This is a genomic window from Parafannyhessea umbonata, from assembly GCF_012844235.1.
Taxonomy (GTDB): domain Bacteria; phylum Actinomycetota; class Coriobacteriia; order Coriobacteriales; family Atopobiaceae; genus Parafannyhessea.
Window position 1 is genome coordinate 13,259 of sequence record NZ_JABAGR010000001.1, and the last position, 11,760, is coordinate 25,018.

Annotated in this window: 11 protein-coding genes and 1 tRNA gene; 7 read left to right on the forward strand and 5 right to left on the reverse strand. The window is 70.3% G+C overall.

Annotation, left to right across the window (positions count from 1 at the left end; all coding sequences use genetic code 11):
- Window positions 1-451: 451 nt before the first annotated feature.
- Entirely contained in the window at window positions 452-967 is a 516-nt protein-coding gene (locus HF885_RS00060; protein ID WP_170102951.1) for a hypothetical protein, read from the reverse strand.
- A 79-nt stretch (window positions 968-1,046) separates the two neighbouring features.
- Here HF885_RS00060 and HF885_RS00065 point away from each other — a divergent pair, with 79 nt between their 5' ends.
- Genes HF885_RS00065 through HF885_RS00085 form a run of 5 tightly spaced genes read left to right on the forward strand, consistent with a single transcriptional unit; the run spans window position 1,047 to window position 4,930 of the window.
- Window positions 1,047-1,196 carry a Mov34/MPN/PAD-1 family protein gene (locus HF885_RS00065; protein ID WP_170102952.1) on the forward strand — a complete coding sequence of 50 codons (150 nt, stop codon included), beginning with the start codon at window positions 1,047-1,049 and terminating at the stop codon, window positions 1,194-1,196.
- Complete coding sequence (locus tag HF885_RS00070; RefSeq protein WP_170102953.1) at window positions 1,186-1,968, forward strand: sirohydrochlorin cobaltochelatase; 783 nt, start codon at window positions 1,186-1,188, stop codon at window positions 1,966-1,968. Before HF885_RS00065 ends, HF885_RS00070 begins: the two co-directional genes overlap by 11 nt.
- A 58-nt stretch (window positions 1,969-2,026) precedes the next feature.
- Window positions 2,027-3,058, forward strand: a complete 1,032-nt coding sequence (locus tag HF885_RS00075; protein ID WP_170102954.1) for an ABC transporter substrate-binding protein — start codon at window positions 2,027-2,029, stop codon at window positions 3,056-3,058.
- A 26-nt stretch (window positions 3,059-3,084) separates the two neighbouring features.
- The gene (locus tag HF885_RS00080; RefSeq protein ID WP_170102955.1) at window positions 3,085-4,128 is read left to right on the forward strand and encodes a FecCD family ABC transporter permease; all 1,044 of its coding nucleotides are present in this window, start codon (window positions 3,085-3,087) and stop codon (window positions 4,126-4,128) included.
- Window positions 4,121-4,930, forward strand: a complete 810-nt coding sequence (locus HF885_RS00085; protein ID WP_170102956.1) for an ABC transporter ATP-binding protein — start codon at window positions 4,121-4,123, stop codon at window positions 4,928-4,930. The genes HF885_RS00080 and HF885_RS00085 overlap by 8 nt, the downstream gene beginning before the upstream one ends.
- A gap of 64 nt (window positions 4,931-4,994) precedes the next feature.
- Here HF885_RS00085 and HF885_RS00090 read toward each other — a convergent pair.
- The 4 genes from HF885_RS00090 to galE all read right to left on the reverse strand — a co-directional run bounded on the left by HF885_RS00090 (window position 4,995) and on the right by galE (window position 8,234).
- Window positions 4,995-5,069 (reverse strand) — tRNA-Gln (locus tag HF885_RS00090).
- Window positions 5,070-5,154: 85 nt separating this feature from the next.
- A complete protein-coding gene (locus HF885_RS00095; protein WP_170102957.1) occupies window positions 5,155-6,072 on the reverse strand; it encodes a peptidoglycan-binding domain-containing protein in 918 nt (305 codons plus the stop codon).
- Between the two features lie 33 nt (window positions 6,073-6,105).
- Window positions 6,106-7,170, reverse strand: a complete 1,065-nt coding sequence (locus tag HF885_RS00100) for a polyprenyl synthetase family protein (protein WP_170102958.1) — start codon at window positions 7,168-7,170, stop codon at window positions 6,106-6,108.
- Window positions 7,171-7,178: 8 nt separating this feature from the next.
- Entirely contained in the window at window positions 7,179-8,234 is a 1,056-nt protein-coding gene (galE, locus tag HF885_RS00105) for a UDP-glucose 4-epimerase GalE (protein ID WP_170102959.1), read from the reverse strand.
- Between the two features lie 797 nt (window positions 8,235-9,031).
- On the opposite strand from galE, the gene HF885_RS00110 reads away from it, so the two are divergent.
- Both HF885_RS00110 and HF885_RS00115 read left to right on the forward strand, forming a co-directional pair.
- Entirely contained in the window at window positions 9,032-10,831 is a 1,800-nt protein-coding gene (locus tag HF885_RS00110) for a sensor histidine kinase (RefSeq protein WP_170102960.1), read from the forward strand.
- Complete coding sequence (locus HF885_RS00115; protein ID WP_170102961.1) at window positions 10,821-11,723, forward strand: response regulator; 903 nt, start codon at window positions 10,821-10,823, stop codon at window positions 11,721-11,723. Before HF885_RS00110 ends, HF885_RS00115 begins: the two co-directional genes overlap by 11 nt.
- Window positions 11,724-11,760 lie beyond the last annotated feature (37 nt).

The window sequence follows — 11,760 nt, forward strand, 5'->3', positions numbered from 1 at the left end:
CACGCCCCGCCGGTACACATGGGGCCGTAACGCACGGGATCCCGCAAACTCGCGGCCGACGTGTGCCATAAGAATTCCAACCATGGCAGGAACCCGCTGACGTGTACCGGAAAATGCAAACTCGGGTCAGACGTGTACCATGAGGAATTAGTCTAATCCCACATAACATGAGGTAGATTAGCTGTGCGATCAAATCCTTAACGAACGACTCGGTACACGTCTCGAAGTTCCCGACATGGTTAAACTAGTGATGGTACTCGTCTGGCCCGAGTTTGCGGATTCCTGTCAAAAGTGCGCCCATGTGTACCGGTCCGGTACACCTCTGCCGCGAGCTTGCAGGGCCCCTGCAAACTGGGCCGCGAAGTGTACCCGGCCCGGTACACGTCTGCCGCGAGCTTGCACGCTCCTGGGAAGCTCGGCCGCGACGTGTACGGGCGTGTCGACTCGGGGCTCACGTGTACCGACGCCGGCAGGCTTTTTGCGCGCCGCCGGGCCGGCCGTGCTCGTGGCTCCCGACTCCGGCCAGCAGGCCCGGCCGTCGCCCCGCGCCCGGCACGCGCCACGTGGTGACGTCCACGGGCTCGATGCCGATCTCGGGCCTTCGCTCCGCCTGCGGCACCCAGTCGTAGGGGATGCAGTAGGCGCGGTAGACCATGTTCGTGGGGAAGCCTGGCGCCATGTCGCGGAAGTACGGGTTGATGTACTCCCACACCACCTGGTGCGACGGCGTCACCTCGAACACGCGGCCGTCGCAGCCCTCGGTGATGAGGGTGTTGCCGTTGGGCAGCCGCTGCGCGCTCGAGATGTACGGCGAGTAGAACTTGGAGCCGTCCGCCAAGGGCGTGAAGCCGGTCTCGACCGGGGTGTACTCCCAGGTGATCTCGAACGCCGCGGGGTCAAACTGCAGCACCCTGGAGTAGTCGCGGTGCACGGTGTTCACGCCGGTGGGCGCAATCGCCGGCGTCATCGGGTGCCTCGAGGCGCTCGAGGCGATAAAGTATGTCTGCGGGATAGGGGAGCGGGCTCTAGCACGGAAAGGATGTGCGATGCTGCACCTTACGACAGGCGCCTTCGACCAGATGGCCGACTGGGCCAGGGAGCACCATCCGGAGGAGGCGTGCGGGCTTCTCGCCGGAAGGCAAGAGGGGGACGAGAAGCGCAAGGTGAGCCGGCTCATGATCAGCCATGACGCGTAGCGGCCTGGTGCTCGCGAGCTACGGGACCGTCCGCCAGGAGGCCCGCGGGCGTGACATCGAGCCGCTCGTCCGCGAGCTGCGCGAGGCGGTGCCCGGCGCGCCGTTTTGCGAGGCGTACCTCAGCGATCCCGTGCGGCGCATGCTGCGGCGCACGGGGGAGGCCGTGCCGGGCACGCTCGGCGATGCGCTCGCCGCCCTCGCGGACGCCGGCGCGGAGCGCGTCTGCGTGCAGCCGGCGCTCATCGTCTTCGGGTCGACGTACCGCGCCCTTCTCGCCGAGGCCTCGGCGTGGGAGGGGCGCCTTCCGGGCGGCGTCGCCGTTGGCGAGCCGCTGCTGTCCTCGCCGCGTGACGTGCGCGACGTCGCGCACGCGGTCGCCGCGGCGCACCCCATGCGGCCGGGGCGGGCCCTGGTGCTCGTTGGCCACGGCGCGACCGGCGGCGCGAACGGGCCGTACCTCGTGCTGCGCAACGAGCTGCGCGCGCAGGGCAGGCCAGACGCCTTCCTGGGGCTGCTTGACGGCGCGCCCGGCATCGACGAGGTCGTCGCGGGCGTCAGGGCGGCCGGCCTCGGCGCGGCCACGCTCGTGCCCCTCATGCTCACGGCGGGAGGCCACGTGGCGCGCCAGCTTGCGGCAAGCGCGCCCGGCGGCTGGCAGGCACGCCTCCGCGCGGCGGGAATCGACGCAGACCTCGACATGCGCGGCCTCGGCTCCCTTCCCGCCATTCGAAAGGTATTCTTAGACCACGCGCGCACGGCCCTTCGGTCGTGACGCAACGGGACGGCCGCCGGCTCGCCCCGCCCACCAACAGAAACGAGGATTCTCGATCATGAAGCAGCCCTCTTCCTGGCGCCGCCTTGCGGCCCTGCCCCTCGCCGTCCTTCTCGCGGCGTCGCTTCTTGCCCTGCCCGCCTGCGGTTCGGCCTCCGGCGGCGCGGGCGGCGACGCGTCGGCCTCCGTCGCCACGTCCGGCAAGGCGGCCTCCGGCAAGGTCGAGAAGGGCAAGGCGTACACCTTCACGGACGACCTTGGACGCAAGGTGACCGTGAAGAGCCACAAGCGCGTCGTGGCGTGCATGGGCAGCTTCGCCGACGCGTGGCTGCTGGCCGGCGGCACCCTCGTCGGTGCCTCGGACGACGCGTTCGGCCACTACGCCGTCGACTCCTCCAAGGTGTCGGGCGTCGGCAGGTCCACCTCGCTCAACCTCGAGAGCATCATCGCCCTCAAGCCCGACTTCGTCATCATGACCGGCATCGCGGACGGCAAGCACTCGACCGGCGTCTCCCAGGCGGACATGGAGTCCGCGCTGAAGGAGGCGGGCGTGCCCGTCGCGTTCTTCAAGGTGACGACGTTTGACGACTACAAGCGGATGATGGGTGTGTTCTGCGCCATCACCGGCCGCGGCGACCTATACAAGAAGAACGTGACCAAGGTGGGCGAGAAGATCAAGTCCGCCGTTCGCAAGTACTCCGTGGCGAGCGAGTCCCCCTCCGTCCTCGTGGTGAGCGCGTTCTCGAAGGGCCTCGTGGTCCAGGACTCCTCCGGCATGGCCGGCGCCATCGTGAAGGACCTCGGCGCGGTCAACGTCGCCGACGAGCACCCGAGCCTCCTTTCGGACTTCAGCCTCGAGGCGGCCGTCGAGGCCAACCCCGACTACGTCCTCGTCCTCGCGGCATCGGACGACACGGCGACCGCCCAGAAGTACTACGACCAGGTCGTGGGCTCCAACTCCGCCTGGCAGGGGATGGACGCCGTGCGCGAGGGGCGCGTCACGATGCTCGACGCGGCCCACTTCCTGTACAAGCCAAACGCGAACTGGGCCGAGTCCTACGTGCTCGCGGGCAAGGCGCTCAACAAGTAGCGGGCGGCGCGATGGGAAGCGAGGCAATGGGTAGGTCCGGGTCCAACACGACGCAGGCGGCGCGCCCCCGGGGCGGGCGCCTGCCCGCGCTCGCGCTCCTCTCGCTCGCGGCGCTCGCCGCCGCGGCCCTTGCCGGCCTTGTGCTCGGGGCGTCCGGCGTCGGCGTCGCGGACGTGCTCGCCCTGCTCACGGGCGGCCGCCTGACGGGCACCGCCCGGAGCATCCTCGTCTCGATCCGCATCCCGCGCGTGCTGGGCGGCCTGCTCGCGGGCGCCGCGTTCGCGTCGTCGGGCGCGCTCATCCAGGCCGTGCTCGACAACCCGCTCGCCAGCCCCAACGTCATCGGCGTCAACTCCGGGGCCGGGATGGCGGTCCTTCTCGTCGCGGCGCTCGCGACGGCGGGCGTGGCCGTGCCCGTCCCGCTGCCGGTGGCGGCGTTCTTGGGGGCGCTCCTCGCGTCGGGCCTGATCCTCGCGGTGTCCTCGCGCGCCGGCGTGTCGCGCCTCACGGTCGTGCTCGCGGGCGTCGCGGTGAACGCCGTGTTCGGCGCGGGCATGAACCTCGTGCTCACGGTCGCGCCCAACGCGTACGTCGGCTCCTCGTCCTACCTGGTGGGCGGCCTCTCGGGCGTCGTGCTGGGAAGCCTCGCGGCCCCCGCGGCGCTCATCGCGGCGGGCATGGCGCTCGCCCTTGCCCTCGCGGCCCGCATCAACGTGCTCGCCCTGGGACACGAGACCGCCCACGCGCTCGGCGTGCACGTGCGGGCGCTCCGGGCCGCCGGCCTGGCGTGCGCGTCGCTGCTCGCGGGCGCCGCCGTCAGCTTCTGCGGTCTCATCGGCTTCGTCGGCCTCATGGTCCCGCACGTGGCGAAGCGCTTCGTCGGGCACGACCTGCGCCGCGTCATCCCGGTTTCAGCGCTGTGGGGCGCCACGTTCACCGTCCTGGCTGACGTGGTGGCGCGCACGGCGTTCGCGCCGTACGAGCTGCCGGTCGGCATCCTCATGGCGCTCATGGGAGGCCCGTTCTTCGTCTGGCTCCTCATGCGGGGAAGGGGGTACCGCGATGAGTGACGCGGCCCCGGCACTCGAGTTCCGCGACATCGCGTGCCGCTGCGGCGCGCGCCCGCTCTTCGACGGCCTCGACCTCGCCGTTCCCAAGGGAGAGGTGCTTGGCGTCCTTGGCCCCAACGGCTGCGGCAAGTCGACGCTCCTGGGCTTCGCGGACGGCCTTGGCACGCCGGCGCGCGGAACGGTGCTCGTGGGCGGCGAGCCGGTGGCGGCGCTTCCCGCCCGGGAGCGCGCCGGTCGCATCGCGCTTCTGCCGCAGGTGCACAGGACCCCGTCCATGCAGGTGAGGGACCTCGTCGCCTGTGGTCGCTACGCGCACATGGGCCCGTTTGGGCAGCTGGGCGAGAAGGACGAGCGCGCCGTGGACGAGGCCATCTCGCTCATGGGGCTCCGAGCGCTCGCGCACCGCAACGCGCGCAGGCTCTCTGGCGGCGAGCGGCAGCGAGCCTTCATCGCGATGGCGCTTGCGCAGGAGGCGGGCGTCCTTCTTCTGGACGAGCCCACCACGTACCTCGACGTGAGGGCCGCGCACGAGCTGATGGCGCTCGTGCGGCGCCTTGCGGCCCAGCGGGGGATGACGGTGGTGGCCGTGCTTCACGACATCGACCTGGCCCTGCGCTTTTGCGACGAGGTGGCGGTGCTGGGGAGGGAGCGGCCCACGCGGCTTCTGGCCCAGGGCACTCCCGCGGAGGTCGCGGGCGGCCCCGCGCTGCCCGCCGCGTTTGGCGTCGCTGCCGTGCCGTGCGAGAGGGACGGCGTGCGCGCGTACGGCCTGTTTGAGGCCGAGCCTCCGGCGGGGGCGTAAGCGGGGCGTGCCGGCGGCACGAAAAAGCCGGAGGGCCCGCGTGGACCCTCCGGCGTGTGTGCGTTGGCTGGGGTAGTAGGATTCGAACCCACATTCCAGGCACCAAAAACCCGTGTCCTAACCCTTGGACGATACCCCAATGTAGTCGCTACGTTGGGCCGCCGCCAACCGGGCGCGCATGCGCGCCGTTGGATAAGTGTATCAGATGTGCGCCCGCCGCCGCGCTACAGGTTGAACGCGGAGCAGATGGCGTCAAGCAGCATGACGGCGAACGTCTGCGCGTCGCTCACGGTGAACGTGCCGTCGTAGGACAGGCCGTGCGGCAGCTCGAGGCGGACCACCGGGCGCGCGTCGTTGGCGTGGGCGCTCTCGACGGTGGTGCGCAGGCGCTGCGGCAGGGAGTCTATGTCGTCGGTGGTGAGGTTCGCGACCTTGCTGCCCTCCGGCAGGTCCGTCGTGCCCAGGACTATCACCACGTCGTCGTCCGGGCGGGACGCGGCGACGCTCTCCACGATGTCCAGCCCGCTCTTCTCGCTCGTGGCCGAGGCGAGGTTCCAGATGCGGCCCGCGACGTTGCGGCTGATGGGGTCCTCCGCGGTGAGCGAGATCTGCACGCTCTCCAGCACGCCGGCCGCGCGCGCGAAGCCCATGCCGCCCATGGGGTGGGGGCCCGCCGCGGGCTTGCCGGCCCACACGTGGTGCAGGCGCTCGATGGCGTCGAACGTGTCCGGGAACGCCATGCCGTCGGCCAGCATGCCCTGGCTCTCTTGGAACTGCTTCACGGCGGCCTCGGTATACACGCCGTAGCAGCCGTCGGGCTTGCCGCACGAGAACCCCAGGATGTTCAGGCACTTCTGCAGCTCGAGCACGTCGTTGCCGTGCAGGTTGGGCAGGCGCAGGTACAGCGTGCGGTCGCCCATCTTGTAGCACGCGTCCACGAGCGCGGACCACGTGGCGCTGTCCACCTCGCCGCCCAGCGGGATGTCCTGGTCTATCCTGAAGCGCCCCACCGCGGTTGCGGTCGAGGGGCCAAAGCTCTTCTCGCCCAGCTCGCTGGCGTCGATCTTGTAGCCCAGCGACGTGAGGCGCTCTTGTATGTCTTCGACAGCGGCGCCGACGGCGCCCTCTCGGATTGGTTCCATGTGGTCTCCTGTTTACGCGGGTATGCGCGGCGCCTATCCCAGGCGCTCAACAAAGAAGTCTGCCATAGCGAGGAGCACTTTGTGGGCCTCAGGCAAAAAGTCCGCAGACGAGAGGTGCGACTTCGCCTCGTCCACGAGGTCGCGCGCGAAGGCGCGGGTGTGGTCTATCGCCCCGGACCGTGCCATGAGCTCGACGGCGCGTGCCAGCCGTGCCTCGTCCGTCGCGTGGGACGAGAGGATCTGGGACAGCTCGGCCGCGGGCCCCTGCGGCAGGTGCGACAGCGCCCAGACCGCGACGAGCGTGCGCTTGCCCTCCGTCACGTCGCTGCGGAAGTCCTTGCCCTGGGCGGCGGCGTCGCCCACCAGGTTCAGCAGGTCGTCCTGCAGCTGGAAGGCGAGCCCCGCCTTCATGCCAAACGCGCGCAGGGCGTCTACCTGCGCGTCCGTGGCGCCGGCGCAGATGGCGCCCGTGGCAAGCGGCACGGCGGCGCTGTAGTAGGCCGTCTTGTGGCTCGCCATGCACAGGTAGTCGTCCACCGATATGTCCCAGCGGCCGTCGCGCGCCCAGCCAAGGTCGAGCGCCTGGCCCTCCAGCGTGCGCTCCTCCATGGCGACGACCTCGTCTAGCACGCGCAGGCGCACGTCCGGCGCAAGGCCGCGATCGTCCAGGACGAGCCGCGCCACGGTGGTGAGCGCGAGGTCGCCCACGTTGATGGCGACGCCCGTGCCCTCCGTCACGTACACGCACGGCTCGCCGCGGCGCAGCTCGCTCTTGTCCGCGATGTCGTCGTGGATGAGCGCCGCGGACTGGAAGTACTCGATGGCGCACGCGACGGAAAGCGCGTCCTGCGCGCGGCCGCCCACGGCCTCGGCCCCCAGCAGGCAGAGCGCCGGCCTCGTGCGCTTGCCGCCCGACTCCGTGAAGCGGGCGAGAGGGGCGTAGAGGTAGCGGTCGAGGTCGGCCTGCTCCGCACGGGCGTGATCCTGCAGCGGGCGCGGGCACTTCTCGGCCAGGGCGCCCTCGATGAGGGGGCGCTGCCTGGCGAGGTAGGCCGCGAACGGGTTGGCTGCGGCCGGAGCGGTCTGGTCCTGGGACATGCTGACCCCTAGTCCTCGTAGCCGTTGGGGTTCTTGGACTGCCAGTTCCAGGAGTCGCGGCACATGTCGTCGATGGTGTACTTGGCCTCCCAGCCCATCTCGCGCTTCGCCTTGGAGCAGTCGGCGTAGTTTGCGTCGACGTCGCCCGGGCGGCGCGGGTCGATCTGGTAGGGGAGGTCCTTGCCGCAGGCCTTGCTGAAGGCCTTCACGATCTCGAGAACGCTGGTGCCGCGGCCGGTGCCCAGGTTGAAGATCTCGACGCCGGTGCGGCCGTTCATCCACCTGAGCGCCGCGGCGTGGCCGGTCGCGAGGTCGCACACGTGGATGTAGTCGCGCACGCCGGTGCCGTCGGGCGTGTTGTAGTCGTTGCCGAAGACGTGCACGCACTCGCGCTTGCCGATGGCGACCTGCGCCACGTAAGGCAGCAGGTTGTTGGGGATGCCCTTGGGGTCCTCGCCCATGAGTCCGGAGGGGTGCGCGCCGATGGGGTTGAAGTAGCGAAGCAGCACGACGTTCCACTCTGGGTCCGCGGTGTGGAGGTCGGTCAGGATCTGCTCGATCATCCACTTGGTCCAGCCGTACGGGTTGGTCGCGGGCTTCTTGGGCGACTCCTCCGTGAGGGGTAGGCTGTCGGGCGCGCCGTACACGGTGGCGGAGCTGCTGAAGATGATGTCCTTGCAGCCGTGGTTGCGCATCACGTCCACGAGCACCAGGGTGTTGCCCAGGTTGTTGGTGTAGTACTCGATGGGCTTGCTCACGGATTCGCCCACGGCCTTGAAGCCGGCGAAGTGGATGACGCGGTCGATTTCGTTCTGCTCGAACACCGCCTCCATGGCCTCGCGGTCGTTCACGTCCGCCTTGTAGAACGTGAGGTTCTGGGCGGCCTGCTCGCCGACGATGGTGTCGATCCGGTCGATGACCTTCTCGCTCGCGTTGGAGAGGTCGTCCACCACGACGACCTGGTAGCCGTCCTGCAGAAGCTCGACCACGGTGTGGCTGCCGATGAAGCCCGCGCCGCCGGTGACGAGCACGCAGGTGTCCTTGGGATCCTTCTTCTGGCTCATGTGAGTCTCCTTGTCCGAGGTTGTGGGCGTCGCCGGGCGGCCCGCGGGCCTGGCGGTGGCGCACATCCTTGGAATTATAGCGCCGGGGTGTGTATGTCTGGTGCCTGGGGCGGGCGCGCGGCGCGTCTGCATGGGGAAAGCGTTGGCGGTCGCGTCACGCACCCGGCCCGAGTTTGCGGGAACGTGCAAAGTCGCCCCGGGTGTGTGTACCCGGCCGACGGTGTGGCGCAACACACCCGGCCCCAGTTTGCGGGAACGTGCAAAGTCACCCCGGGTGTGCGACCGAAAACGGTACCTCGTGGCAAGAAACGCGGGGTGTGTTGCACAAAATGAGAGAAACCCCTGGGTGTGTACCCTCAGAAACTGATTCGAATCAGTATGAATGCAGGTAGACGTCCTATTGCGCGGGAAGCCGAACCGTGGCGGGTGCACACACCCGCAACTTTCTGCCGCGGGGCACCTCTGGGCGCAACACACCCGACCCGAGTTTGAGGAATCGTGCAAAGTCGCCCCGGGTGTGTGACCCGGCCGACGGTGTGGCGCTACACACCCGGTCCCAGTTTGCGGGAACGTGCAAACTCACCGCAGGTGTGTGCGGCGGCGCAAGGCTCGCGGATACGCGCCCAGCCCGAGCTTGCGGGAACGTGCAAGGTCGCCCCGGGTGTGTACCAGCGACGTCGTGCCTGTGACGCCGCGCCTGCGCCGCCAGCCCGCCGCGCCGCCTGCGATATCATATGCGCTGTTGCGACAAGGCCCGGCGCCCCAACCCGGCGCCACGATCACGCGGGAGGCGGCCGATGCAGACGCCAGCGGTCGATGCGGACGGAACGTCGGTCACCAAGAGGTGGCTCGCGCTGACGTCCGCCTGGACGGAAGGACCCAAGCCGCGCCGAATCCTCGCGGAGCTCGCCATCGTCGCCGTCGACCTCGCTCTCGCGACGCTCGCCGGCGCGGCGCTCGACCGCCTTGGCCTCGGTGCGGACGCCATCGTGATCGTCTACGTGCTCGCGGTGCAGATGGTGTCGCTCGCCACGGCAAGCCACGTGGTCTGCGGCGTGGCCACCGCGCTTTCGGTTGCGCTCTTCTGCTTTTTCTTCACGGAGCCGCGCTATCACCTTGTGGCATGGGGCAGCCAGTATCCCGGCACGTTCGCAGTCATGTGCATCGTCGCGTTGGTTTCAAGCCTTATATCAATGCGCCTGCGCCGCAACGCGCGGGAAAGCCAGGCGGCAAGCCACATGATGCGCGTGCTGCTGCAGACCAACCACGCGCTGCAGCGCTGCGACTCCGTCCAGTCCGTCATGGGCGAGGCCGGCCGCCAGCTCGCGCGGCTGGTCAGCGGCACCGTCGTGCTCTACCTGCCCAACGACTCCGGCCTGCTCGAGCCCGGCGCGCTCTTCCTGCCGGACGGCACGGACGCGCCGCTGCCGGACGCGGGCGCCCTCGACGGCACCGGCGTCATCGCCGGCCCCCGCGCGCCGCGCCAGCCCAACGTGCCCATCGAGGTCTCGGTCGCCATGCGCGCCTTCGAAAACGGAGAGCCCGCCGGCAACGGCACCTCGCTCTTCTCGTCCGCATCTGGCTTTTATCTGCCCGTAGGCGAGAAGGACGGCCCCCTTGGCGTGTTCGCGGTGCTGGGGCCGGGCGTGCCGCTCTCGCAGGGCGAGCGCGACATGGCGCGCGCCGTCGCGGGCGAGACGAGCCTGGCCCTGGGCCGCGAGCTTGCGGCGCAAAAGCGCGAGCAGGCCATGGTCCTGGCCAAGAACGAGCAGCTCAGGGCCAACCTCCTGCGCTCGATATCGCACGACCTGCGCACGCCGCTCACCTCCATCGGCGGCGCGGCCGACGTGCTGCTCGAGGCGGACGACCCCGCGCCAGTGGCCCCGACGGACGCGGCCACGCCCGCGGCTCCCGCCCCGCCGCCCGCGCTCGCGCCGGGGCGCCGCGTGCAGCTGGAGCGCTCCATCCGCGACGACGCGCGCTGGCTTGCCGCGACGGTCGAGAACCTGCTTGCGATGACCCGCCTCACGGGGGAGGGCGTGCGCCTGACGCGCACGCTCGAGCTCATGGACGACGTCGTGGAGGAGGCCCTGCGCCACGTGGACCCAAAGGTCGCGGACCACGTGCTCTCCGCCGAGCCCTCGCGCGGCCTCTGCCTGGTGAGCGTCGACGCGCGCCTTATGGTGCAGGTGCTGGTCAACCTGGTCAACAACGCCGTCAAGTACACGCCGGCCGGCAGCCGGATCACCGTCCGCGTGGAGCGCCACACGCCCGCCGCCGAGCCGGGGCACGCGCCCGCGGCGGGCGAGAGGGACGTGGTCACCACGAGCGTGACCGATGACGGTCCCGGCATCGCCCCCGCGGACCGCGACCGCGTGTTCGACACGTTCTATACTGTGGGTCGCGGGCTCGCGGACGGTCGCCGCAGCTTTGGGCTGGGGTTGGCGCTCTGCAAGTCCATAATCGAGGCTCACGGCGGCGCCATCCGCCTCGAGCCAAACCGGGCGGACGGCCACGGCTGCGTGTTCAGCTTCGACCTTCCGGCCTGCGACCTTGGAAGCGACCTTGAGGGAGGCGGCGTTTCAGATGAGCAGTGACGCCACGTCGATCGGCCCGGCCGCGCCCGCGCCCGAGCCTGCGGTGACCGCCGCGTCTGGCGCGCCCGCGCCCACCATCCTCGTGGTCGAGGACGACCCGGAGGTCCGCACCTTCGTCGCGGCTACGCTCGACGCACACGGCTACGCGCACCAGAGCGCGTCCACGGGCCGCGAGGCAATCGCGCTCGCCGCGACGTCCGCGCCGGACATCATCCTGCTTGACCTGGGGCTTCCCGACATCGACGGCATCGAGGTCGTCCGGGCCATCCGCGCGTGGTCCGTCGTGCCCATCATCGTGGTCAGCGCGCGCAGCGAGGATGCGGACAAGATTGGCGCGCTGGACGCCGGCGCCGACGACTACGTGTGCAAGCCCTTCTCGGTCGGCGAGCTCCTCGCGCGCATCCGCGCCGCGGAGCGCCACCTGGCGATGGCGACGGCCGCGCGCGCCGGTGCGACCGGCGTCGCTGGTGCGGTCACGTCCGGCGCGTCCGTGCCGGGTGCCGCCCCCGTCCCCGCCGCGGCGCCCGCGTCGGCTCCGGCACCGGCCGTGTTCCGCGACGGCGGCCTTGCCATCGACTACGCCGCGGGCGTCGTCACGCTCGACGGCACCGAGGTCCACCTCACGCCCATCGAGTACCGCCTGCTGTGCCTGCTGTCTCGCAACGTGGGCAAGGTCCTCACGCACCGCTACATCCTGGACCAGGTCTGGGGCCCGCACGACGATCCCGCCGCAAGCCGGGGTGCCTCGGGGCGGCCGGCCGGACAGGCTGGCGACCTTGCGACGCTTCGCGTGTACATGGGGTCGCTTCGCAAGAAGATCGAGCGCGACACGGCGCACCCGCGCTACATCCAGACCCACGTGGGCGTGGGGTACCGCATGATGAGCGTGTAGGGGGTGGCCTTTCGCGCGCTTTGCGCCCGTCTGCGAT